The organism is Flavobacterium sp. (genome assembly GCF_021151785.1).
Taxonomy (GTDB): domain Bacteria; phylum Bacteroidota; class Bacteroidia; order Flavobacteriales; family Flavobacteriaceae; genus Flavobacterium.
The window spans coordinates 1-24,596 of record NZ_JAGKWP010000029.1 but is presented as its reverse complement, the minus strand read 5'-3'; the positions used below and the strand labels follow the sequence as shown (position 1 = coordinate 24,596).

At 32.8% G+C, this 24,596-nt stretch carries 21 protein-coding genes; 12 read left to right on the top strand and 9 right to left on the bottom strand.

Annotated features, from left to right (window positions below; genetic code table 11):
- The coding region (locus tag QZ824_RS04850) for a transglutaminase family protein (protein ID WP_366844242.1) at nucleotides 1–274 on the top strand (274 nt) is incomplete at its 5' end.
- Nucleotides 275–335: 61 nt separating this feature from the next.
- On the opposite strand, the gene QZ824_RS04845 is transcribed toward QZ824_RS04850, so the two are convergent.
- Nucleotides 336–2,285, bottom strand: coding sequence for a KUP/HAK/KT family potassium transporter (locus tag QZ824_RS04845; protein WP_291274891.1), 1,950 nt, complete (start codon nucleotides 2,283–2,285; stop codon nucleotides 336–338).
- A 166-nt stretch (nucleotides 2,286–2,451) separates the two neighbouring features.
- Here QZ824_RS04845 and pheT point away from each other — a divergent pair, with 166 nt between their 5' ends.
- Nucleotides 2,452–4,884 (top strand): phenylalanine--tRNA ligase subunit beta, encoded by a 2,433-nt coding sequence (pheT, locus tag QZ824_RS04840; protein WP_291274890.1) that lies wholly within the window; start codon nucleotides 2,452–2,454, stop codon nucleotides 4,882–4,884.
- A 183-nt stretch (nucleotides 4,885–5,067) separates the two neighbouring features.
- On the opposite strand, the gene rpsA is transcribed toward pheT, so the two are convergent.
- The 7 genes from rpsA to QZ824_RS04805 all read right to left on the bottom strand — a co-directional run bounded on the left by rpsA (nucleotide 5,068) and on the right by QZ824_RS04805 (nucleotide 14,525).
- Nucleotides 5,068–6,831: a 30S ribosomal protein S1 gene (gene rpsA / locus QZ824_RS04835; RefSeq protein ID WP_291274889.1), complete on the bottom strand. Its 1,764-nt coding sequence runs from the start codon at nucleotides 6,829–6,831 to the stop codon at nucleotides 5,068–5,070.
- Nucleotides 6,832–7,024: 193 nt separating this feature from the next.
- Nucleotides 7,025–7,714, bottom strand: a complete 690-nt coding sequence (gene cmk, locus QZ824_RS04830) for a (d)CMP kinase (RefSeq protein WP_291274888.1) — start codon at nucleotides 7,712–7,714, stop codon at nucleotides 7,025–7,027.
- A gap of 30 nt (nucleotides 7,715–7,744) precedes the next feature.
- The gene (gene porQ, locus QZ824_RS04825; RefSeq protein WP_291274887.1) at nucleotides 7,745–8,761 is read right to left on the bottom strand and encodes a type IX secretion system protein PorQ; all 1,017 of its coding nucleotides are present in this window, start codon (nucleotides 8,759–8,761) and stop codon (nucleotides 7,745–7,747) included.
- Nucleotides 8,762–8,890: 129 nt separating this feature from the next.
- Nucleotides 8,891–11,362 carry an endopeptidase La gene (gene lon / locus QZ824_RS04820; protein WP_291274886.1) on the bottom strand — a complete coding sequence of 824 codons (2,472 nt, stop codon included), beginning with the start codon at nucleotides 11,360–11,362 and terminating at the stop codon, nucleotides 8,891–8,893.
- A gap of 186 nt (nucleotides 11,363–11,548) precedes the next feature.
- Nucleotides 11,549–12,331, bottom strand: a complete 783-nt coding sequence (locus QZ824_RS04815; protein ID WP_291274885.1) for a hypothetical protein — start codon at nucleotides 12,329–12,331, stop codon at nucleotides 11,549–11,551.
- Between the two features lie 35 nt (nucleotides 12,332–12,366).
- Nucleotides 12,367–13,668, bottom strand: coding sequence for an MFS transporter (locus tag QZ824_RS04810; RefSeq protein ID WP_291274884.1), 1,302 nt, complete (start codon nucleotides 13,666–13,668; stop codon nucleotides 12,367–12,369).
- A gap of 47 nt (nucleotides 13,669–13,715) precedes the next feature.
- A complete protein-coding gene (locus QZ824_RS04805) occupies nucleotides 13,716–14,525 on the bottom strand; it encodes a M48 family metallopeptidase (protein ID WP_291274883.1) in 810 nt (269 codons plus the stop codon).
- Between the two features lie 147 nt (nucleotides 14,526–14,672).
- Between QZ824_RS04805 and QZ824_RS04800 the strand changes: the two genes are divergently transcribed.
- Genes QZ824_RS04800 through QZ824_RS04790 form a run of 3 tightly spaced genes read left to right on the top strand, consistent with a single transcriptional unit; the run spans nucleotide 14,673 to nucleotide 17,451 of the window.
- Nucleotides 14,673–15,533, top strand: coding sequence for an alpha/beta hydrolase (locus QZ824_RS04800; RefSeq protein WP_291274882.1), 861 nt, complete (start codon nucleotides 14,673–14,675; stop codon nucleotides 15,531–15,533).
- Nucleotides 15,534–15,590: 57 nt separating this feature from the next.
- Nucleotides 15,591–16,439, top strand: coding sequence for a transketolase (locus QZ824_RS04795; protein ID WP_291274881.1), 849 nt, complete (start codon nucleotides 15,591–15,593; stop codon nucleotides 16,437–16,439).
- Nucleotides 16,440–16,497: 58 nt separating this feature from the next.
- On the top strand, nucleotides 16,498–17,451 hold the full coding sequence (locus tag QZ824_RS04790) for a transketolase C-terminal domain-containing protein (RefSeq protein WP_291274880.1): 954 nt from the start codon (nucleotides 16,498–16,500) through the stop codon (nucleotides 17,449–17,451).
- Between the two features lie 56 nt (nucleotides 17,452–17,507).
- On the opposite strand, the gene QZ824_RS04785 is transcribed toward QZ824_RS04790, so the two are convergent.
- Nucleotides 17,508–17,891, bottom strand: a complete 384-nt coding sequence (locus QZ824_RS04785) for an HU family DNA-binding protein (protein ID WP_291274879.1) — start codon at nucleotides 17,889–17,891, stop codon at nucleotides 17,508–17,510.
- A gap of 513 nt (nucleotides 17,892–18,404) precedes the next feature.
- Here QZ824_RS04785 and QZ824_RS04780 point away from each other — a divergent pair.
- From QZ824_RS04780 to QZ824_RS04750, 7 genes are all read left to right on the top strand, one after another.
- Nucleotides 18,405–18,974 (top strand): hypothetical protein, encoded by a 570-nt coding sequence (locus tag QZ824_RS04780; RefSeq protein ID WP_291274878.1) that lies wholly within the window; start codon nucleotides 18,405–18,407, stop codon nucleotides 18,972–18,974.
- A 2-nt stretch (nucleotides 18,975–18,976) separates the two neighbouring features.
- Nucleotides 18,977–19,192, top strand: a complete 216-nt coding sequence (locus QZ824_RS04775; protein WP_291274877.1) for a hypothetical protein — start codon at nucleotides 18,977–18,979, stop codon at nucleotides 19,190–19,192.
- Between the two features lie 433 nt (nucleotides 19,193–19,625).
- Nucleotides 19,626–20,360, top strand: a complete 735-nt coding sequence (locus QZ824_RS04770; protein ID WP_291274876.1) for a hypothetical protein — start codon at nucleotides 19,626–19,628, stop codon at nucleotides 20,358–20,360.
- A 421-nt stretch (nucleotides 20,361–20,781) separates the two neighbouring features.
- Nucleotides 20,782–21,645 carry an aminoglycoside 6-adenylyltransferase AadS gene (locus QZ824_RS04765; RefSeq protein ID WP_003013318.1) on the top strand — a complete coding sequence of 288 codons (864 nt, stop codon included), beginning with the start codon at nucleotides 20,782–20,784 and terminating at the stop codon, nucleotides 21,643–21,645.
- A gap of 186 nt (nucleotides 21,646–21,831) precedes the next feature.
- Nucleotides 21,832–22,398 (top strand): mobilome CxxCx(11)CxxC protein, encoded by a 567-nt coding sequence (locus tag QZ824_RS04760; RefSeq protein ID WP_291274875.1) that lies wholly within the window; start codon nucleotides 21,832–21,834, stop codon nucleotides 22,396–22,398.
- A gap of 12 nt (nucleotides 22,399–22,410) precedes the next feature.
- Entirely contained in the window at nucleotides 22,411–22,599 is a 189-nt protein-coding gene (locus QZ824_RS04755) for a hypothetical protein (RefSeq protein WP_291274874.1), read from the top strand.
- Between the two features lie 358 nt (nucleotides 22,600–22,957).
- Nucleotides 22,958–24,256, top strand: coding sequence for a biosynthetic peptidoglycan transglycosylase (locus QZ824_RS04750; RefSeq protein WP_291274873.1), 1,299 nt, complete (start codon nucleotides 22,958–22,960; stop codon nucleotides 24,254–24,256).
- Nucleotides 24,257–24,596: the final 340 nt, after the last annotated feature.

Genomic DNA, 24,596 nt, shown 5'->3' with positions numbered 1-24,596 from the left:
GTTTTATATCAATGCTTTTCATAAAGGAGGAGTTTTTACTAAAACCAGTTTGGAACAATTTGTGCATCAAATGCAAATTCAAAGTAATCCAGCTTATTATTTACCATGCGATAATTTAACCATTGTAAAACGTGTATTGCGTAATTTAGCATCATCGTACAAATACGAAGAAGATAAGTTAAAAGCTAACCAAGTTTATGATATATTATATTTGCTAGGCGAGCCTCCCTTGGATCATTTTACCGATGTTACCGACTCAAATTTTGAAGAATAAATAGGTAATAATAAAATAAAAAAAGCGGCTAAAAGCCGCTTGAAAAAATATATAACTTTGTTTAGTCTATACGTTTAAGTTTAATCTTTTTACTTTCTGAAATCATTAAAGGGAACGTTTCAATAGTAACTGAACTTGGATCTAAACCAAATGCCTTTTCCTCTGAAAGTCCCATCTTCTTCAGCACATTATAAGCATCTAAAATTAATTTCTCATAAAAAGGTAAAACATTATCATAAGAAATAAATTTCTCAATCATTACAAAACGAAAATCCCCAATAATGTTATTCTTATGCAGTGATTTATAACGACTGATAACATCTACTTCTCCTTTTTCTACCATATCTTTTACCACCATTTTAAACATAGCGCTAATTTTAGGAGCCACCCTAAAACCTAGACGAAAATCAATACGAATAACATCATCATGGATAAATTCACACACTCGATATTCCATTGTATAAGGTTCATCAACCACATGCACGTGAACAAACCAATATACATCAGCACGTTTAGGCTGATTATTCAAAATTGAATATAAAATTTTAGATTCTATCTCATATCTATTATCTGCGCTGGTCAAATACACTAAATTGGTAGCATATTTAGGTACGGTTAAGTCTTTACTCAAGTCTTCCAAAACCGGTAAATAAGTATCTAGTTTCTCAAAAACGACATATCGATTTCTAATTTTTCGAGCAAAATACCAAACCATCATTGTGGTAAATAATATTGATGCTATAATCAATGTAATGAAACCACCTTCATGGAATTTACCTAAGCTAGAATACAAAAAAGCGGCTTCAATAACTACATAAGTTGCAATAACTACTAAAATTAAAAGTTTATTGTAACGTTTAATAATCATGTAATAATTAAGAAGCGTTGTTGTCATTAACATAGTCAAAACAATAGCTAAACCATAGGCGGCTTCCATATATTTAGCTTCTTGAAAATACAAGACAATGAATATACATCCTGCCCATAATAACCAGTTAATTGAAGGAATATAAATTTGACCTTTTAAATCAGTAGGGTATTTAATTTTAACTTTTGGCCAAAAATTCAATCGAATTGCCTCATTTATTAATGTAAATGAACCACTGATTAATGCTTGAGAAGCTACAACAGCAGCCGTTGTTGCAATACCAATACCTATTGGAACAAACCATTGAGGCATAACTCCAAAGAAAGGATTAGTAATACCCGCTTCGGCTAGTGTACTTCCTTCGTGATTAATTAACCAAGCGCCTTGTCCTAAATAGTTCAAGATTAAAGCAGTTTTAACAAATATCCAACTGATACGAATATTTTGTTTACCACAATGTCCTAAATCTGAATACAAAGCTTCTGCTCCTGTTGTACACAAAAATACTGCACCTAAATAGACTATACCGCCTTTTGTAGACAATAATTTGTAGGCATAATAAGGATTCAAAGAAGATAGAATATCTAAATTCTCAAACATTTGCACAAAACCTAAAACAGCTAACATCCCAAACCAAAGCAACATGATTGGTCCAAAGAATCTACCAATAAATTTTGTTCCAAACTGTTGTATAGCAAATAATAATGTTAAAATAACTAAAACAATAGGCATGGTTTCAATTTCTGGATTCAAGGTTTTCAACCCTTCAATGGCAGAAGAAACTGAAATTGGAGGAGTAATAATACCATCTGCTAATAGTGTACTTCCACCAATAATAGCTGGAAATAACAACCATTTGATTTTAGCTTTTCTTATTAAAGCATAAAGAGAGAATATACCTCCTTCACCATTATTGTCAGCTTGCAATGTTAGAATAACATATTTTACCGTAGTTTGAAGTGTTAAGGTCCAAAAAATACACGAAATGGCTCCTTTTATAACATCACCATCAATGGCATGTGATCCGATGATAGCATTTAGAACGTAGAGCGGAGAAGTACCAATATCTCCATAAATAATTCCAAGGGTAACTAATAATCCAGCTGCTGAAAGTTTATGCAGTGAATGTCCATTTTTTTCCATTTTAAAATTAAATAAACAAGCTACAAAATTACAAAATGTCTAGATTGGTTGTTAAAGAAATCATAAAAAATTTTCACTTGATTACATTTTAGTTTCACATTAAAAAAATCCTATCATATCTGAAGACAAATTCTTATCTTTGCACACTTAAAAAAATCGAATAAAAATGCGTATTTCATACAATTGGTTAAAACAATTTATTAAAATCGACTGGAAATCAGAAGAAGTATCAGCCTTATTAACAGATTTAGGATTAGAAGTAGAAGCCGTTGATTCTTTTGAAAGTGTTCAAGGCGGCTTAAAGGGAATTATAGTTGGACATGTATTAACTTGCGAAAAACACCCTGACGCTGATAAATTAAAAATCACAACAGTTGATTTAGGTGACGGCACTCCACCTGTACAAATTGTATGTGGTGCTAGTAATGTGGCCGCAGGACAAAAAGTACCCGTAGCTACTATTGGTACTAAACTTTATGATAAAGAAGGAAACGCATTTGAAATTAAAAAAGGAAAAATTAGAGGTCAAGAAAGTCACGGTATGATATGTGCTGAGGACGAAATTGGTCTAGGAGATAGCCATGACGGTATCCTAATTTTAGCCGATGATTTGAAACCTGGTACGCCTGTTAGCAAAGTTTACAATATTGAAGTTGACGAAGTATTTGAAATTGGATTAACCCCAAATCGTGCAGATGCTATGAGTCACATGGGAGTTGCTCGTGATTTAAGAGCCGGCCTAATACAGAGTAATGTAAATACGGAACTAATAACACCTTCAGTTAGCAAATTTAAAGTAGATAAACGAACACTAAAAATAGATGTTAATGTAGTAGATGCTAAATTAGCCCCTCGCTACGCCGGAGTGACAATCTCGGGTGTAAGTGTTAAACCTTCTCCTAGTTGGTTACAAAATCGTTTAAAAGCAATTGGATTAACTCCAAAAAACAATATAGTAGACGTTACAAACTATGTATTGCACGAGTTAGGACAACCACTACATGCCTTTGATGCTAATAAAATTAAAGGAAATAAAGTACTCATTAAAACTGTTGAAGCTGGAACTAAATTTACCACATTAGATGAAGTAGAACGCACTTTACACGAAGAAGACTTAATGATTTGTGATGAATCAGGTCCGATGTGTATAGCCGGAGTATTTGGTGGATTGCAATCTGGCGTAACTGAAAGTACCACCAACATTTTCTTAGAAAGTGCATATTTTAATCCTGTTTCAATTAGAAAAACTGCAAAAAGACATGGATTAAGTACGGATGCTTCTTTCCGTTTTGAAAGAGGAATTGATCCTGAAATTACAGTATACGCTTTAAAGAGAGCAGCTTTATTAATTCAAGAAGTTGCTGGTGGCGAGATTACATCCGATATTGTTGACATTTATCCTAAGAAGATAGAAGACTTTAAAGTGTTTTTAACCTTTGAAAAAGTCAATAAATTAATAGGCGAAGAATTGAAAAAAGAAACCATTAAGAAAATATTAGCCTCTTTAGACATCAAAGTAAATAGTATTACTGATGCAGGTTTAGGCTTAGTGATTCCTTCTTATCGAGTAGATGTTCAACGTGAAGTGGATGTCATAGAGGAAATTCTTCGTGTATATGGTTATAATAGCATTAAAATTCCAAATAAGATCAATGCATCTGTAGCCAATTCTTCAAGAACAGAAGAATTTAAGATCCAAAACATTATTGCAAATCAATTGTGTTCATTAGGATTTAATGAAATGATGGCTAATTCATTAACTACTTCCTCTTACATAGGTCTTTCAAATCAAGTGAAAGAAGAAGAAACTGTATCTATGTTAAACCCTTTGAGCAGTGATTTATCAGTAATGCGTCAGTCGATGTTGTTTTCTGCTTTAGAAGCTGTTTCACACAATGCAAACAGACGTAATACCGACTTAAAACTGTATGAATTTGGTAAAACCTATCACCGTATTGAAGGAAACTATACAGAAAGAAAACATTTAACTTTAACAGTAACGGGTAATGCGCAAAAGGAAACTTGGAATTACACGCAACAAAATAGCAATTTCTTCCTATTTAAAGGGTATGTAATGCATCTACTATCTAAGTTAAACTTAGAGAAAAAAGTAAAAACGATACCTGTATCTCAAGATGTTTTTGCCGAAGGAATAGCACTAACCATTGGAGCTGAAATCATAGGTGAATTAGGAACTATCAAAAAATCTATTTTAAAGCATTTTGATATAAAACAAGAAGTTTTCTTTGCTGACTTAAACTGGGAAGCAATACAAAAATATGTTTCAAATAAAATAAAACTTACTGAAATTCCTAAATTCCCTGAAGTGAGAAGAGATTTAGCATTATTAGTAGATCAAAACATTACTTTTGAGCAATTGTATTCAATCGCTAAACAAACAGAGAAAACATTACTTAAAGAAATTAATTTATTTGATGTTTATGAAGGTAAAAATCTACCAGAAGGTAAGAAATCTTATGCTCTTAGTTTTATCTTACAAGACACTGCTAAAACCTTAACTGATACTCAAATTGACAAGATCATGAGTAAACTAATGTCTAATTTTGAAAACCAAGCAGAAGCTACTTTAAGAAGTTAAACATAATAATAATTACATAAACTAAAGCCGTGCTTATATTTTAAGCACGGCTTTTTTACTATAATTAAAAGTGTATGTCACCAAAACATACCTTCAAAATGCCATTTTTTACAACAAAAAAGTGGCATAAAAAAATCCCAATCATTGCTGATTGGGATTAACTTTATTTTGAAAAGATGAGGATTATTCTCCTTTTTCCATTCTAGCTTTTAATTCAGCTAATGCATCAATATCACCTAAAGTAGATTTCTCTGCATTGTTAGATGAAGTTGCTTTTACTTCAGCTTCTTTAACTGCTTTTTCTTCTTCTTCTCTAAAGATAGCTGTATGAGAAGCTACAATTCTTTTGAATTCTTTGTTGAACTCAATTACTTTGAATTCAGCAGCATCTCCTTTTTTCAATTTTTTACCATCTTCTTTCTCTAAATGACGAGTTGGAACAAAACCTTGTACATTATCACCAAAATCAACAGTTGCACCTTTGTCAACCATTTCAGTGATAGTACCATTGTGTACTGATCCTACAGCGAAATTAGCTTCTACTTTATCCCAAGGGTTTTCAGTAGTTTGTTTGTGACCTAAAGATAATTTTCTACCTTCAACGTCTAACTCTAATACCACTACGTCTAATTTGTCACCTACGTTAACAAATTCAGATGGGTGTTTGATTTTCTTAGTCCAAGATAAATCAGAAATATACACTAAACCATCGATACCTTCTTCTAACTCAACGAAAATTCCGAAGTTAGTAAAGTTTCTAACGATACCTGTATGTTTAGAACCTACTGGATATTTAGCTGTAATATCTGTCCAAGGATCAGTAGTCATTTGTTTGATACCTAAAGACATTTTTCTTTCTTCTCTATCTAAAGTTAAGATTACTGCTTCAACCTCATCACCCACTTTTACGAAGTCTTGAGCACTTCTTAAATGAGTTGACCATGACATTTCAGAAACGTGGATTAAACCTTCAACACCTTCAGCTACTTCAATGAAAGCACCGTAATCAGCTAAAACAACTACTTTACCTTTAACTTTATCACCAACTTTTAAGTTAGGATCTAAAGCATCCCAAGGATGAGCATTTAATTGTTTTAAACCTAATTGGATACGTGTTTTCTCATCATCAAAGTCTAAGATTACAACGTTTAATTTTTGGTCTAACTCTAAAACTTCAGATGGGTGGTTAATTCTTGACCATGATAAATCAGTGATGTGGATTAATCCGTCAACACCTCCTAAGTCAATGAATACACCATAAGAAGTAATGTTTTTCACCACACCTTCTAATACTTGACCTTTTTCTAACTGACCGATGATTTCTTTTTTCTGAACTTCGATGTCAGCTTCGATTAATGCTTTGTGAGATACTACTACGTTTTTGAACTCATGGTTAATTTTAACCACTTTGAATTCCATCGTTTTATTCACATATTGATCGTAATCACGGATTGGTTTAACATCAATTTGAGAACCTGGTAAGAATGCTTCAATACCAAATACATCAACGATCATACCACCTTTAGTTCTACATTTAACGAAACCATTAACGATTTCTCCAGATTCGTTAGCTGCAATAACTCTATCCCATGCTTTGATTGTTCTAGCTTTTTTGTGAGATAATACTAATTGACCTGATTTATCTTCTCTAACGTCGATTAATACTTCTACTTTGTCACCCACTTTTAAGTTCGGGTTGTAACGGAACTCGTTTAAAGAAATAGCACCTTCTGATTTTGCATTGATGTCTACGATAGCATCTCTATCTGTAATTCTCACTACAACACCTTCTACCACCTCTTCATCACCTGTAGAAATGAAAGTTTTAGTTACTAAATCTTCAAACTCTTGAAGGTTTTTTTCGTCGATTGCATCAATTCCTTCTGCGTAATTGTGCCAGTTGAATGAATTTAAGAACTCTTGTTGTTCTTTGTTAATTTCAGCCATGCTGATTAAAAATTTGTATGCCGTGTTTGTTCGCGTTTTTTATAACAGATTAAAACATCAGCAGTGTTTTTACTTAATTATTTGATTCCCAATTGAAAACGCTACTCTGTCAAAAGGTGTGCAAAGATAGTTATTTTTTATAACTTAGCAATACTTTGAATCAAAAAGTAACGTGTAAATAGTAAAACCACAACTAATTATATAATTTTTGCTGCACCAAATCCATTACTACATCAAATTGTTCTTGCTTAGTCATGACTGAATTATCAATCTCAATAGCATCATGAGCTTTAACTAAAGGAGAATCTGCTCGATGGGTATCAATATAATCGCGCTCTTCTACATTTTGTAATACTTCTTCAAAAGAAACGTGTTGTCCTTTTTCAACCAATTCTTCAAAACGGCGTTGCGCTCGAGTTTTAGAAGAAGCCGTCATGAATATTTTTAATTCGGCGTCAGGAAAAACAATGGTTCCAATATCTCTACCATCCATTACAATCCCTTTATCTTTTCCCATTTGTTGTTGTTGTTCAACTAATTTAGCTCGAACTTCTGATATTTCTGCAATTTTGCTTACTAAACGAGAAACTTCTATGGTTCGAATTGCTTGCTCAATATTTACTTCATTTACATACATTTCTGCAAAACCTAATGCCGGATTAAATTTAAACTGCAACTTAATTTGAGGTAATTGAGCAATCAATCCCTCCTTGTCTAAATATTGCTCTGAAACCAATTGATGTTGCATTGCATAGTAGGTAATCCCTCTATACATTGCCCCTGTATCTACATAAACATACCCCAATTCTTTGGCTATTTGTTTAGCTAATGTACTTTTTCCAGTAGAGGAAAACCCATCGAGAGCAATCGTAATTTTTTTCATATTCTTTTTATAAAACGAATGATTATGTTGTTATTGAAGGTTGATTGTTACACCAAAAATACTAGAATTTGCTGCAACTGTGTAGCGCGCATAAGAATAATCGATACGAACCGTATTAAATCGCAAACTAAACCCTGCTGAAATCCCCGAAAAATTACGTTGATCAACAATATTTAATTCTTGACCTCTTCTAAAATTGTAACCTAATCGAATATTAAATGCTTTTTCAGGGAATAATTCTGCTCCCATGATGACGTGTCGTAGGGCATTGTTAAAAAAAGACACTTTCTCTTCAACTGTTGTTCCATCTAAAGAGGATTGTGCGCGATTGGGATTGGAAAAAGCAATATTCCACTGCTGTAAATTCTCAAAAGTAATATGCCATCGGATAGGCACATTTTCCATTAATTGAGAAATTCCCGCGTCTATAGCAAAAGGTAATTTTTCCCTAGTGTTTTCATAAGGCTTAATTTGATAACCCATATTTCTAAAAGTTAAACCAAAATTAATATCATTTCTTTGATCAATATAAAGAAAGCCAATATCTGAAGCCACACCAAACGAATTGTATGTCTCAAGGGCCGAAGTGATGAATTTCACATTGGCTCCCACGTATAAATCTGTCCAAGGAACATTATATGCATATCCTAATGACAAAGCCCCTTCTGTACCAGTAAATGAACCTGTTGCATTTCCTATTTCGTCGTAACCATCAAAACTACCATAATTAATAAAATTAGCCCCCACATGAAGGGTTTGTACATGTCGATCCCAAGTATAGGCATAAGCCGCGGTTCCATAAGAAACTTGACCATAATAATTGCTATAATTTGTAGAAAGATGATTATCCATTTTCGGATTGATTGTGGCAGGATTGTATATGGCTTGATTCACATCATAATCCACAATAGTAACTGTTTTTCCTCCCATAGCTGCCTGTCGAGGCGATTGTACTAAGTTTAAAAATTGATACACCGACCGACCTCCTATTTGTGCATAAACAGGTGATAACGATAAAAGCAATACAATAATTAATTTTCTTAGCATTTTTATAGATTACGTACTAAACGCAAATGCGAAGATAAAATTATATATCCGATTGAAAAAATTTTGTCTGTTAGATTAACCAAGAGTTATAAACAAAAAAAGGGTAACCTTCAAATTACCCTTTTCATTTTATTTAGTTGGTTCTTTTATATCAAATACTACAGGATACTTTACATTTTGGTCCGTAACCGCAATATCAATTACTTCTTTCATAGTATCCACATAATGGAAAACTAATCCTTCTATATAACTTGGATTGATTTCATCAATATCTCGTTTGTTTTCTTTACACAAAATAATTTCTTTAATGTTAGCTCGCTTTGCAGCTAAAATTTTCTCTTTAATCCCTCCAACAGGTAACACTTTACCTCTAAGTGTAATTTCACCTGTCATGGCAATAGATTTTTTAACTCGTTTTTGCGTAAAACTAGATACCATGGAAGTCAACATAGCAATACCCGCACTTGGTCCATCTTTAGGAGTAGCTCCTTCTGGCACGTGAATATGAATATTGTAATGAGATAAAACAGCAGCGTCCACTCCTAACGTTTTTGCATTTGCTTTAATGTATTCTAATGCAATCGTAACAGACTCTTTCATTACTGTACCCAAATTACCTGTCATGGTCATTCCTCCTTTTCCTTTGGAAATTAAAGATTCAATAAATAAAATATCCCCTCCTACTGAGGTCCATGCCAAACCTGTTACTACTCCAGCAGTATCGTTATTTTCATATTTATCGCGTTCCATTCTTGGTGCTTTTAACACAGCTAGAATATCGGCATCGGTTACTTTAACGTTATAGGGCTCCTCCATAGCTACTGATTTAGCAGCATAACGTACCATTTCTGCTATCTTTTTATCTAACCCACGAACTCCCGATTCGCGTGTGTAACCTACCACTATTTTTTCTAATTGTTTTTTACCTATTTGCAAGTCTTTATTGGTCAACCCGTGTTCTTTAAGTTGTTTAGGTAGCAAATAATTTTTAGCAATTTCAATCTTTTCTTCAATAGTATAGCCTGTCATATTGATAATTTCCATACGGTCTCGCAGTGCCGGTTGAATAGTGGACAAACTATTAGAAGTAGCTATAAACATAACCTTCGATAAGTCATAACCTAATTCTAAGAAATTATCATGAAACTCACTATTTTGTTCAGGATCTAATACTTCTAACAAAGCAGAAGAAGGATCTCCATTGTGACTCATAGATAATTTATCAATTTCATCTAATACAAACACAGGATTAGAAGTTTTGGCTTTTTTAATCGATTGAATGATGCGTCCTGGCATAGCTCCAATATAGGTTTTTCTATGTCCACGAATTTCTGCTTCATCTCTTAATCCACCTAACGAAATACGCACGTATTCTCTACCAAGTGCTTCAGCAATCGATTTTCCAATAGAAGTTTTACCTACACCTGGTGGTCCATACAAACATAAAATTGGCGATTTCATATCGTTTCTCAACTTTAAAACCGCTAAATGTTCTATAATTCGTTTTTTAACATCTTCTAAACCAAAATGGTCTCGATCTAAAATTTGTTGCGCTCGTTTTAAATCGAAATTATCTTTAGAATATTCATTCCATGGCAATTCAAGAAATAATTCCAAGTAATTACGTTGAATACCAAAATCAGGCGAATTAGGATTAGTACGTTGCAATTTTGAAATTTCTTTATCAAAATGCTCCGCTGTTTTAGCATCCCATTTTTTAGACTTGGCTTTTTTACGCATTTCTTCAATTTCAGCTTCATGTGAAACCCCTCCCAATTCTTCTTGGATTTGTTTCATTTGTTGCTGCAAGAAGTATTCTCTTTGTTGCTGATCTAAATCAAAACGTACTTTAGACTGAATGTCATTACGCAATTCTAATTTTTGTAATTCCAAATTCATGAAACGTAACGTTTCAAGCGCTCGTTCCTTTAAATCAATAATAGACAATAATTGTTGTTTTTCTTCCACATTTAAATTCATGTTTGAAGAAACAAAATTGACTAAAAAGGCACTACTTTCTATATTTTTAATAGCAAAAGTAGCCTCTGTTGGAATATTAGGACTTTCTTTGATAATTTGAATAGAAGATTCCTTAATGGATTCAATAATAGCTTCAAACTCAGAATCATTTTTTTCAGGTCGAACTTCCTCATACGATTTGATTGTAGCTCTATAATAAGGATCCTCCTGTGTAAAAGCATCAATTTCAAAGCGCTTTTTACCTTGAAGAATAACCGTAATGTTACCGTCTGGCATTTTTAACACGCGCATGATACGAGCTACTGTTCCTATATGGTGAATATCATCGACTGTTGGATCTTCAACTGTTTCGTCTTTTTGCGCTACCACACCAATTACTTTTGAACCCGCATTAGCATCATTCAATAATTTAATGGATTTATCTCTACCCGCAGTGATTGGGATAACCACTCCTGGAAATAAAACCGTATTTCGTAAAGGTAAAATAGGCAAATCAGCTGGCAATGCTTCATTATTCATTTCTTCTTCATCTTCTGGTGTCATTAATGGAATTAAATCCGCTTCATGATCCATTTCTTGAAGTGACAAATTGTCAAGCGTTAAAATTTTATGATTTGGCATAGTATAATTTAAGTCATTATGTCATTAATACAAATATGTAACTCGTTGAAAAAATACATAAAACTAGTTGTAAAACCAGTAAAATCAACTATTTTAATATGAATTACACCTCAACTAGTCAAGATTTATGCCATAAAAAAAGTCAAACTAAATAGTCTGACTTCCTTTATGCTATTGTACCCTTTTCTAGTTAATCAGATAATCTGTTAAAATGGTCGTCGTAACAGTACCTAAGGATGACATTTCTGTTTTAATAGGTCCCACATTTTTAGCAAACCAATAAATAGATTCGGTTGTAGTTGGTGTAGGCATCCCAGGGATACTAACTTCTTGTAAAAACTTAAACTTAATTACATTTTGATACGTCTCCCCATCTACAGTCTCAGTTAATCCTGTACCTAAAATAGTTCCAGTGTAGTTAACCGTAGTGGTAACTGAAGGAAGTGGAACTGGTGAACCAGTATAAGAAGTGTTTTGTGTGTAAACACCCGTCCAAGTTTGTCCAGTTGATAAATAATCTTTTAATATTATGTATTCAAATGCATCTTGATTTGCCGTTATTCCTCCCCCCACATTAATAGTAGTAGAATATAATTTGATGTAGTAATTCCCAGCATTTTTTCTTAATCCCATAGCAGCTGTTCCGGCTACTTGTGCGCCTTGACCAAAAACATTGTTGAAATTATAGTACGTATTTCCACCTGAAACGGAAGTAGAAATCATTTTCATTTCTTGAGGTGTTGCTCCATCTGTAGAAAAAGTCCACGAGTTATTGATGGTTGCTGGCCAGTAATCTCCTGTAGATACACCGCCACCGCCACCTGTACCACCACCAGAACCACCCGTATTACCTCCTGTGGTTGCATTAGGATATAATATAGTTGAATCAACTGGCTCATTTTCACAAGAGATAAAAGAAAAAGAGGTAATCAATAAAAATAATGATACAAGATTTTTAAAGTTTTTCATTAGTAACAAAAGTTTAGTATTTGGTAAATTTTTGGTCAAATATACTTATTTTTTTTATCCATACGATAAAGAAGTAAAAAACCTAAGATAAAAAACACAATTAAAAATAAAATAGCATTTTGCATCTTACCCGTAACATCTGCAATAAAGCCATAAGTAAACATACCAATTACAATTCCAATTTTCTCAGCCACGTCATAAAAACTAAAGAAAGAAGTTGTGTCTACTACCTCTGCAGGAATCAATTTAGAATAAGTCGATCGAGACAATGATTGAATGCCCCCCATAACTAGTCCAACAAAACCTGCAGCAATATAAAAATCAATAGGCGTCACTACAAAATAAGCATCAATACAAATCAAAATCCAAAGAAAATTAATTAGCATTAACACCTTAATATTTCCCCATTTAGCTGAGGCTTTACTAGTTAAATAAGCTCCTAAAACAGCAATTAATTGAATTAATAAAATACTCACAATTAATCCTGTGGTGCGCTCACTAGCACTTCCCCATTGTACTTCTTTTTCACCGAAATAAGCTGCGATAATCATAACGGTTTGAACAGCCATACTATAAATGAAAAAAGCAGTCAAATACCTTTTCAATTGATGTAAGCCTTTTATTTGCTTCCCTACTTTTTTCAATTCTTTAAAACCTTTGAATAATAAATCTTGATGCATTACTTTACCCGTGCGAACATCAGGCAAATACTTATAGGTGTACTGACTAAACCCTAACCACCAAATCCCCACCATCAGGAAGGAATAACGCATCATTTGCATTTTTTGCTCGTCAGGAACCAGCATAACCATGGCTAAGTTGACAATTAGTAATAAGACACTACCTATATACCCCATACTAAAGCCTTTCGCACTAATAGCATCTTGTTGTTCTGGAAAAGCAATATCAGGTAAATAAGAATTGTAAAAAACTAAACTCCCCCAAAAACCGATTAAGGCTAAGACATAACAAGTGAGTCCAAAATACAAGTGCTCTAAATCAAAGAAATACAACAACATACAGGAAATACTCCCCATGTAACAAAAAAACTTCATGAAGAATTTTTTGTTTCCAAGATAATCGGCAATCCCAGAGAGTAACGGAGACGTCAAAGCAATGACTAAAAATCCAAAAGCCGTTACATAACTAATAATTGTTTCCCCTGTTTTTTCCATTCCAAGGAACGAGAGGGTGTCCTCGCCTCTTTGTCTGAACAATTGCCCAAAGAATAAAGGAAAAATAGAAGATGAAATAACTAAGGCATATACTGAATTAGCCCAATCATAAAAAGCCCAAGCATTTAATAGCTTGCGACTCCCTTTGTCAAGTTTTTGCATAAAAAATCCCGATTTAATCGGGACTAAGATACTATTTTTATAAAACTTTATTTAAAAGTTACACCAAATTTTGCTGCTTCAGCTTTGGCTTGAGGTAATAATGCCTGTAAATCTTTAATGCGGGTATCGTTACTTGGATGTGTACTTAAGATTTCTGGGGTAGAACTCCCTCCCATAGCAGACATACGTTCCCACAATTTTACTGCATTATCTGGATTATAACCCGCGATAGCCATTAATGTTAAACCAATCATATCGGCCTCACTCTCGTGTGCTCTACTAAATGGCAACATGGCTCCAACATTTGTTCCCACGCCATAAGCTTGCATGATTAAATCTTGCGTTTGCTTGCTTTGTCCACCAACGGCAATAGCCGTTCCTGCTGCTCCTAATTGTTGCAATAAACCCGCGCTCATTCGTTGCTGACCATGATTTGCTAATGCGTGAGCAACTTCATGCCCCATAACCGCTGCTATTCCGGCATCGTCTTTACATACTGGTAAAATTCCAGTGTAAAAAACAATCTTACCTCCAGGCATGCACCAAGCATTCAGTTCTTTACTCTCTACCAATTTGTATTCCCAAGCATAATCTTTCAAATAATCCGCATTGCCATTAGCAGTCAAATAGCGCTCTGCTGCGGTTTTAATTTTCATGCCTACGTTCTCGATTCTTTTAGCATCAGTCGTACCTGTAATTACCTTATTATCAGATAAAAATTGACTGTACTGTTGAAAAGAAGAAGGGAAAATTTGACTATTAGGAACTAAAGCCATCGTGCTCTTTCCTGTAAATGGATTTTTAGCACAAGCTACAACTAACATCCCTACAACAATACTTGCTTTTAAAACTCTCATCGTTACTTCATTATTTTAATTAATATACAAATATACAACAAATACCTATTTACAGCATAGTCCACTTACTATTACCTAATACAAATATTACAAAAAAAACATTAATTTTTTTTTTTTAGATTTGCATAAATATAAATACTGTAAAACATGTCAAAAAACAAAAAGCTGGCTCAAACTAAAGTTCCCAGACATATCGTTATTACGGCTAAAATTTTATATCTATTTTCTTCTTATTTGGCTGAAAAATTTGCAAGAAAGTTATTTTTTACCCCCATCAGGTACAAAACCCCTAAAAGAGAACATCCCATGTTCAAAAATACAAACAAATCAGTTCTCTATGTACCTACAATTAATAAAACTATTGCCGTTTATGAGTATGGACAATCAGACAAAAAGGTATTGTTAATTCATGGATGGTCAGGAAGAGGAACTCAGTTATTTAAAATTGCAGATGAATTAGTTAAAAACGGCTATTCAACACTAAGTTTTGATGCTCCAGCACATGGAAAATCAAAAGGAAATAAAGCGATGATGTTAGATTTCATTGTGTGTATTTTAGAATTAGAAAAAAAACATGGTCCTTTCGAGTTTGCCATTGGGCATTCCTTAGGAGGAATGTCATTATTAAACGCTATTAGTCGCGGTTTAGATGTGAAAAAAGCTGTCATTATTTCTAGTGGAAACAATGTAATAGAAATATTAGAAGATTTTGTTGAACGCCTAGGATTGCCTATTCGAATAGCACAAAAAATGAAGCGCAATATTGAAAGGAAATACGGAATGGAAATGGAAAGTTTGTCATCAGATATAGCTGCTAGCGAGGTAGAAATTCCTATTTTAGCCATCCATGACAACCATGATTTCGATGTACCCGTACACACTGCTTATGAAATCACTAAAAATTTATCTAATCATGAACTGATGATTACTAACGAGCTAGGTCATAGAAAAATTCTAGGAGACAAAGCCGTAATTCAACGTATCATGACTTTTATACTCAGTAAATAACCCGTAGCAAATTAGCTTTTCCAATTTATTAGAATTATTTTTGCAAAAATTTTTTTTATGACACAACAAATTTCTTATTTAAAAGACTTTACCACACAAGTTAGAAGGGATATTTTAAGAATGGTGCATGCCGTGAATTCTGGTCACCCAGGAGGTTCACTTGGTTGTGCCGAATTTTTAGTAACGCTGTACCAAAATGTAATGAAAAGAAAAGAAGGTTTTGACATGAATGGTCATGGAGAAGACTTGTTCTTTTTATCTAACGGACACATTTCTCCGGTTTTTTATAGCGTTTTGGCTAGAAGTGGCTACTTTCCTGTTTCAGAATTAGCTACTTTCCGTAAATTAAATTCTAGATTACAAGGGCACCCAACCACTCATGAAGGATTAGAAGGCATTCGTATGGCTTCGGGTTCATTAGGACAAGGGCTTTCAGTAGCTATTGGAGCCGCTCAAGCAAAGAAATTAAATAATGATCCGCATACTGTTTTTGTTTTAACAGGTGATGGGGAACTACAAGAAGGTCAAAATTGGGAAGCCATCATGTATGCTTCTGCAAAAAAAGTAGACAACTTAATTGCAGTAGTAGATTATAACGGACAACAAATTGACGGATCTACTAACGACGTATTATCTTTAGGTAACTTGAAAGCAAAATTTGAAGCTTTTGACTGGGAAGTTGTAGAAATTAAAGAAGGTAACAACATTGAAGCTATTTTAGCTGGAATGACGGAAGCACAAGCTAAGGCAGGACAACAAAAACCGATTTGTGTTTTATTACATACTATGATGGGGAATGGAGTAGACTTTATGATGCACACACACGCGTGGCATGGTAAAGCACCCAACGACGAACAATTGGCTAATGCATTAGCACAAAATCCAGCAACCTTAGGAGACTATTAATTGTACTCCATGTTTAGTTACAAGTATTCCATTGAATGCATTTAAATTAAGAAAACAAATGAAAAAATATAGCAACCAAGGCAGTAAAGACACCCGTTCGGGATTTGGTGCCGGAATGACTGAACTAGGTCAGAAAAACGAAAATGTAGTAGCACTTTGTGCCGATTTAATTGGCTCATTAAAATTTGATGATTTCAAGAAAAACCACCCAGAGCGTTTCTTCCAAATTGGTATTGCAGAAGCCAACATGATTGGTATTGCTGCAGGTTTAACCATTGGTGGAAAAATTCCTTTCACGGGAACTTTTGCTAACTTCTCTACTGGTAGGGTGTATGACCAAATTCGTCAATCGGTAGCGTACTCAGATAAAAATGTAAAAATTTGCGCTTCTCACGCAGGATTAACGCTTGGAGAAGATGGGGCAACACACCAAATTTTAGAAGACATTGGACTAATGAAAATGTTACCTGGAATGACCGTGATTAACACTTGCGATTATAACCAAACCAAAGCAGCAACTATTGCTTTAGCTGCGCATCACGGCCCAGCCTATTTGCGTTTTGGTCGTCCTGTAGTTCCTAACTTTACGCCTGCTGATGAACCTTTCGTAATTGGAAAAGCCATTCTATTAAACGAAGGAACCGATGTTACCATTATTGCAACCGGACATTTAGTTTGGGAAGCCTTAGTAGCAGCTGAAGCCTTAGAAGCAAAAGGGATTTCGGCTGAAGTGATTAACATTCACACTATTAAACCATTAGACGAAGAAGCCATTTTAAAATCGGTGAAGAAAACAGGTTGTGTGGTTACAGCAGAAGAGCATAACATCATCGGTGGTTTAGGAGAAAGCGTTTCTAGAACGTTAGTGCAACACCACTTAGTACCCCAAGAGTTTGTTGCGGTGAATGACAGCTTTGGAGAAAGTGGCACACCAGAACAATTAATGGAAAAATATGGCTTAAACAGCGCAGCAATCGTTGAAAAAGCTACAAAAGCAATTTCAAAAAAGTAATAAGCACTACGTTACACGATACCCAACCTGATACTTTATTTAGTATCAGGTTTTTTTTATCGCAATCTTTTAAACTTTAGATTTCCCAATACTTTTTTAAAATTACGAGCCGGTTTAAACAACATCTTGGCCCCTAAAATGGAACTTTTACTTAATAGCTCCGGTTCCTCTGTTCCTTGTCCTTTTAGCGTTATGGCAAAAGTTCCTAAACGGTCAATTTTTACGATGTTCCCTTTTGACAACTCCTCGCCTATTACCTGACTCATTCCTAATAGAACAGCATAACAATCGGGTACAGTAACCGTACTGCGACTCGAAATAACCTCAGCTATATACTCTAAATCTACCTCCCCTTTACTCACTGCACAAGGGTAATATTTGGTTTCTGGTGGTGACACTATATTGTTTTGCTTAGGCACCATTTTAAATTCTATTGCCATTTTTTTTGTTTTATACGGTACAAAAATACAAATTCTCAAGTAGATAAAATCAATTGCTGTACAGCAATTGAATAATTCCCCTAGGGGAATCAGTCATTTTCCCTAGGGGAATTATTTAATTTCCCTAGGGCAATTTATTTTATCGCCCTAAGCACTTGATTTTATTGTACGTTCGAAAGCATAAAAAAGTAAAATGAAAAGCACTTTTTTTTCAAGCATTTAAAAGGAGCCTGTTTTAATGATTGTTGCAGGCATTTGTTAAAAAAATTTTTGTGGCTTAATAGCCTCAACAACTCTAATTTATAAACAAGTTAATACCAATCGCTCAGAAAAATAAAAAGTATATTTGATGGTTTGTAAGAATAAAAAACTATATTTGTGTAATGCTAGTTTATAGCGCATATCCATCCAACATTGGGTAGATTAGCGATATAATGTAGCGTATATAAACAAGTTAGTGACAATTTTACAGACACAACCTCACAAACAAAAACGAAGCAATAAAAATAACTAATGGACAAAATAGACGAACTAATTCAAGCGGGACAAAAATTTACTTTTAGGAATAATTCATACTCTGCATCACACGGGACTTATACCCGTGCTTCTGACGAGCTACTTGGTTGGGCTGCGACAGTTGAAGATTTCATTCGCAATACATACGGAGAGGAAAGTGCAGCATTTAAACTCTATGTAACCTTTGACAGAAAAAAACTAAATGGTTACGAGCAAGACGAGTTTGAAAAGCAAATGACAATACTAAATGGTTCATTAAAAGCGTGTAAAAACATAACTCCTAAGACAATCAACAAGCAAGTTGACGACCATCAAATAATTCAACTAATCAAAAACATTTATTTCTGGACTGTTTTGTTAATCATTTCTGGTGGTGCATTTGCATTAGGACTACATTTCGGCACTTCAAAATTTGACAAAGAGAAAAGTGAATTTTATGATAAAACAAAAAGCCAAGAAGTTGAAATAAACTCTTTAAAAAATAATTTACTGACCAAGGACACAACAATTGTTACTTTGAACAAAAAAATTTTATCACTCCAAGACAGTTTAACTAAAACGAAATAGATATGCACCCTGAAGAAAGAAGAAGATTATTAGCAAAATGGGCAGTATGGCATTGCCCTTGGGACAAAGTAAAACAAACAAATATGCCGACAACTATTGTTTCACCTCACTTTGACACAAGAGAAGAAGCAGAGCAATATATGGTAGACAATTATCCCAACAGACAACAATACGAATATGGAGTTTTTCAAACTGACGGTCAGACAGGATTTTATTAAAAAAACTACCGCTAACACGGGTAGCTGTTGTACAACCATCATTTTTTAAAAATAAACTACAAAAAGTATACATTTCAACCTCTTTTAAAGCAATTTAAGAGAGGTTTATTTTTTAGTTGTTTCAATATGTAAAAATTTAAATAGCTTACCATCGCGCTTTTGAAGGTTGAAAAGGCTTGTTTTAGTGATTGTAATAGGCATTTGCTAAAAGACTCTTTGTGGCTTAATAGCCCCAAAACAACTTTGATTTACAAGCATGTTAACACCAATAGCTCAGAAAAATAAAAAGTATATTTGATGGTTTGTAAGAATAAAAAACTATATTTGTATAATGCTAGTTTATAGCGCATATACATCCAAAATTGGGTAGATTAGCGATATAATGTAGCGCATATAAACAAGTTACCAGTAATTTTAAAAAACAGAAATCCAAATGAACTTTTTTCGTAAAATTAAAGACATAATTGATAGAAGAAAAGCAATTGATGAAATCTACGAAGACATAAAAAATTTAGACGAAGTCTTACTTGAAAAAAGACTTGAAATTTTAAAAGAAATCGCAACACCAAAGTTTTCTGAAATTGGATTGAAAAATTGGAACGGAAAATATTTATGGTTTAGCGACTTTAACGAAGATGGAATTAAATTTATCATAGAATATAATGTTTTCAAAGGTTTTGGAGGTTCTTTTTCTTTTGGAATATGTTATGATTTTATTCCAACTATTTCATCTCAAAATAAATTGATATATCATAAAACTGATAAGTCAACTAAAATCATTTATTATAAAAGATTAGAAGGTTGGCAAAAAAGCTATGAGAATAACAGTCCAATAAATCCTGACAAAATTAGTACTGTAAATGAAGAAAAGTTTAGAAAAAGTTTAAATAAAGTTCTTGAGAATAATATCCCAAAACTAAAAAAATGGTTTGAAGATAATTATACAATTGAACAAAATATAACAAGTCTTTTAAATGAAATAGAAAATCCGCCATATGAAATTGGAAGACGTATAATTTCATTTGAATATATACTTGGTTTTATAAATGCCAAAAAAAGTGACTTTGATTCTGCTGAATTATGGATAAATAAACATTTTGAAAACAGAAATGACGAAACTGAAAAGAAATTAATATTAGATAAATTGAAAACAAACTTAAGGCGGTAGCTGTTGCGCAACTATCATTTTTTAAAAACAAACTATAAAAAGTATACATTTCAACCTCTTTTAAATTGCTTTAAAAGAGGTTTGTTTTTTAGTTATAATTCAAAACTTTAAATTTAAATAGCTTACCATCGCGTTTTTGAAGGCTGAAAAGGCTTATTTTAATGATTGTTGCAGGTATTTGCTAAAAAGTGGATATATAAATTATTTGTGGCTTAATGACCCCAATAACTCTAATTTATACACAAGTAAATACCAATAGCTCAGAAAAACAAAAAGTATATTTGATGGTTTGTAAGAATAAAAAACTATATTTGTATAATGCTAGTTTATAGCGCATATCCACCCAAAATTGGGTAGATTAGCGATATAATGTAGCGTATATAAACAAGTTGTACGACATAGTAAAACCGAACCAAACAAAATGAAAGTCAGAGAAGAAAAGTTAAGAACAATTATAGAATGGTCGGAGAAAAACGAAGATGTAAGAGTTCTTCTTCTGACAAGTTCACTTGTAAATCCTTTAGCACTTGTTGACGAATTTAGTGATTTAGACATTGAATTTGTTTTTGAGGATAATACAAATTACATTTCAGACAAAAGCTGGACGCTTAAATTCGGAAATCCAATTGCTATGATTGAAGAAGACGAAAGTTGTTTTAACCATAAACACGCAATGAAAATGCTACTTTATGAAGACGGTGTGAAAGTAGATTTTAAACTTTACAGCAAATCAAAATTTATAAAGGAAACGCAAGAGAAAGAATTACCAGAAGATTGGGATATTGGTTATAAAATTTTAATTGATAAAGATGGTATTACAAAGCAAATGCTGAAACCAACTTATCAAATTTCCATTATCAAAAAACCGTCTGAAAAAGAGTTTCAAAATCTAATAAACGATTTTTGGTGGGACACAACTTACGTGGCAAAGTGTCTTGTGAGAGATGAAATATTCTATGCGAAATTTATGTCGGAAACCGTTATTCGCACAGAATATTTAATTCCTTTAATTGAATGGCACATTGCAAGTGAACACAATTGGAACATAACGACCAATAAATATGGACGACTTTTCAAAAAGTATCTTAACCAGGAAATGTGGGCTAAAACAGAACAAACATTTTCAGGGAGCGATATAAAGGAAAATTGGACTGCTCTATTTTCAATGACTGATTTAGTTTCAGAAATAGGAACTGAATTGTCAAAAAAATTAGAGTACAAATACCCGGATAAATTAGAAAATGACATACGAAAATATTTAGCTGGACTAAAACCCAAAACATAACTACGTCGTACAACATCGTATTGGCAATAGGCGGGCTGAACGGCTTCGTATCAACGGAAGTGCAAAATTCAACTTCTGTTCTTCGATTAAAGTTCAGTGCTAAAAATCCCGCCCATCGCCAATACGCGGCACGTTGTGCGACAGCTTGTGAGAACCGAACGTAATAAAAAAAAACTATATTTGAAAATGGAAAATAATATAGAAAAAATAAGACAAGATTGTTGGGACAAAACTCTTGATGCGATTGCATATTCATATATTTATCAATTAAAAATAAAAAGTATTAACTTTTGGTTACGCATTTCTAAAATTTTAGGAATTATTATTCCTGTTTTTTTAGGCGGTGTTCTAACATCTACATATAATTCTCCTGAATATATAAGTTTGGCAATTTGGATTACTTCTCCTTTTGCTCTTGGTCAACTTGTATTATCAACAATATTAACAATTAATGGAGCTGACGAAAATGTTCTAAAATATAGCACAAAAGCAGCGGAATATTCAGTAATTGAAACTGAATTTAGACAATTAGCAAGATACCCAAGCAAAGATGAGTTTGAGTGTATAAAAAAATTTGAAATACTAATTGAACGTGAAAAAGGAATTAGTAAAGCTAATTTAGAAGTAACTGATAAAGAAAAAAGAATTGGAATGCGTTTTGGATTAAGAGAACTTTCTCGAAAATGTGTTGGATGTAATGAAATACCTTTATCTATGAATTCTTCTAATTGTGACATTTGTGGAAACTTTTAAAAATTAAATATTATGAATGAAAATGCGTACAAAGTATTAATTGGATTTACTAAACTAACAGAAGCAGAAAAAGCTGTTTTTATTGCTGAAATTAATAAATACCAAAACTCATCTGATTATGGAAAAATTGAACTAACAAGAACTTTTTCTTCAAAATCTGTTGGTCCTAAAAACACTATTTGCACTTGTTGCGGTCGTTAAAAAAAACTATTAAAATTGGTTGAAAAACTAAAATTAATATAAATAGAAAAACAATCCATTTTGATAATTCATAAAAACTTATAATCACTAAAATTATAACAGTAATAATTGAACTTACTAAAATGGATTTAGAAAAAGCCGATCGCACAACAGCAGTTACACGAGATGGCGAGTTATGTGGTAAATTCACGTTTATTTTTCGCATAGAAATTTATTATTAATTAGAAAATACGCAGTCACGAAGTTCGCCACCCCGTGTAGCTGCAAAACGTTGGCAGTAATTATACGCTGAATCGGAGAATTTAACGTCATTTAAAGACAATAAACTAATTAAACCTAAACAGAAAAATCAAAAATTTTGGAAAACAAAGCTCAACAATATTACCCAACTTACACTTTTAAACCTGAACATCGAGATATTGTTTTGTTGGAATTTGAAGAAGCGCAAAAAATTGCAAACACACAAACAAAAGTTTATGGACAAGTCGCTAACATATTAATTGCTGTAATAACAATACTAATTCCACTTTTTTTTAATCAAGACAAAAGCGAAACTGAAAAAACTCTAACAATAATTCAATCTAATTCATTAATATTTTCAATAATTTTAATTGCTTTTGGAGGTATTTTATTGCGCTATTTTGTTGAATTACAAAGACAAATTACAATAAACGCGAGAAAAGTTGTTTCACTTAGAACATTGTTAGGTTTAGATTATGGTTCAATTCATCTAACACTTCCTAACTGGAGAGTTGAAGGAGCAACCAATCCGTTTGTAATTAAATATTTTAACGGTTGGTTTTGGTTCCAAACTGTTCCATTTTGGGTGTTAACTATAGGACTAAATGTCATTTGGTGGTTAGCAACAAATCAGAAAGAATCTATCACAATTCAATATATACCATTTAAAATTCAATGGTATGTTGGAAATATACTTTTAACAGTTTGGTATCTCTTTATTTTTAGACATCACTTAAATGAACAGCACGAAACAAACTATTTAAATTTTGTAAAATTCTTTTGCAAAGTCTTTAGAATAAATTTAATGGATAATTTCGAGTACATATTATATCGAGCAAAACTCTCATACATCGAAATTGACAGATTGAATGTAAAATATGATGTATTAAAATCAATACTTATAGACATTGAAGACAAAGATTTTAGAACTAACTATGGCATATCATTTAAATCACTATTAAGAGGAACTTTAAGTAGATTTCAATTCTTGAGAAGTAAATCAGGATATATTAAACACGGAGGTTCAACTATAACAATGCAACTTTCAAGGTCATTATTCATTCCTTCTAATCAAAATAAATATCGCAGAAAAATTACTGAAATTCTTCTTTCGTTATGGTTGAATAAACAGTTTAAAAAAGAGGAAATATTAAAACTTTACATTACATCTGTAAGGTTTGAGAGAGGAATTTTAGGCTTGTCAAATGCAATTAAATATTTTTTTGGCGAACTAAAAGAAAAACAACTTACAAATGAAGAATCTTTTTTTCTTATTGAAAGACTTTCAAATGTTACATCTACTGTTAACTGGGAAAGAATTGAACATTTAACGAATAGAACAAACATTGAAATTAATAAAGAAAGATTAAGAGAAATATATATAAAACAAATTGAAAACGGAAAACTGAAAAAATAACTACTGCCAACACACGTAGCTGTTGCATAACTATCATTTTTTAAAAATAAACTATAAAAAGTATACATTTCAACCTCTTTTAAAGCAATTTAAGAGAGGTTTATTTTTTAGTTGTTTCAATATGTAAAAGTTTAATTAGCTTACCATCGCATTTTTGAAGGCTAAAAAGGCTCGTTTTAATGATTGTTGCAAGCATTTGTTAAAAGATTCTTTGTGGCTTAATAGCTCCAAAACAACTTTGATTTATACACAAGTTAATACCAATAGCTCAGAAAAATAAAAAGTATATTTGATGATTTGTAAGAATAAAAAACTATATTTGTGTAATGCTAGTTTATAG

Coding starts and splice junctions, on each gene's coding strand:
- QZ824_RS04755 (WP_291274874.1), top strand. CDS start 22,411: ATGAATGAAAATGCGTACAAAGTATTAATTGGATTTACTAAACTAACA.
- QZ824_RS04760 (WP_291274875.1), top strand. CDS start 21,832: ATGGAAAATAATATAGAAAAAATAAGACAAGATTGTTGGGACAAAACT.
- QZ824_RS04765 (WP_003013318.1), top strand. CDS start 20,782: ATGAAAGTCAGAGAAGAAAAGTTAAGAACAATTATAGAATGGTCGGAG.
- porQ (WP_291274887.1), bottom strand. CDS start 8,761: ATGCTAAGAAAATTAATTATTGTATTGCTTTTATCGTTATCACCTGTT.
- QZ824_RS04785 (WP_291274879.1), bottom strand. CDS start 17,891: ATGGCAATAGAATTTAAAATGGTGCCTAAGCAAAACAATATAGTGTCA.
- QZ824_RS04810 (WP_291274884.1), bottom strand. CDS start 13,668: ATGCAAAAACTTGACAAAGGGAGTCGCAAGCTATTAAATGCTTGGGCT.
- QZ824_RS04770 (WP_291274876.1), top strand. CDS start 19,626: ATGAACTTTTTTCGTAAAATTAAAGACATAATTGATAGAAGAAAAGCA.
- QZ824_RS04780 (WP_291274878.1), top strand. CDS start 18,405: ATGGACAAAATAGACGAACTAATTCAAGCGGGACAAAAATTTACTTTT.
- QZ824_RS04845 (WP_291274891.1), bottom strand. CDS start 2,285: ATGGAAAAAAATGGACATTCACTGCATAAACTTTCAGCAGCTGGATTA.
- QZ824_RS04805 (WP_291274883.1), bottom strand. CDS start 14,525: ATGAGAGTTTTAAAAGCAAGTATTGTTGTAGGGATGTTAGTTGTAGCT.
- lon (WP_291274886.1), bottom strand. CDS start 11,362: ATGCCAAATCATAAAATTTTAACGCTTGACAATTTGTCACTTCAAGAA.
- QZ824_RS04775 (WP_291274877.1), top strand. CDS start 18,977: ATGCACCCTGAAGAAAGAAGAAGATTATTAGCAAAATGGGCAGTATGG.
- pheT (WP_291274890.1), top strand. CDS start 2,452: ATGCGTATTTCATACAATTGGTTAAAACAATTTATTAAAATCGACTGG.
- cmk (WP_291274888.1), bottom strand. CDS start 7,714: ATGAAAAAAATTACGATTGCTCTCGATGGGTTTTCCTCTACTGGAAAA.
- QZ824_RS04815 (WP_291274885.1), bottom strand. CDS start 12,331: ATGAAAAACTTTAAAAATCTTGTATCATTATTTTTATTGATTACCTCT.
- QZ824_RS04800 (WP_291274882.1), top strand. CDS start 14,673: ATGTCAAAAAACAAAAAGCTGGCTCAAACTAAAGTTCCCAGACATATC.
- QZ824_RS04790 (WP_291274880.1), top strand. CDS start 16,498: ATGAAAAAATATAGCAACCAAGGCAGTAAAGACACCCGTTCGGGATTT.
- QZ824_RS04795 (WP_291274881.1), top strand. CDS start 15,591: ATGACACAACAAATTTCTTATTTAAAAGACTTTACCACACAAGTTAGA.
- rpsA (WP_291274889.1), bottom strand. CDS start 6,831: ATGGCTGAAATTAACAAAGAACAACAAGAGTTCTTAAATTCATTCAAC.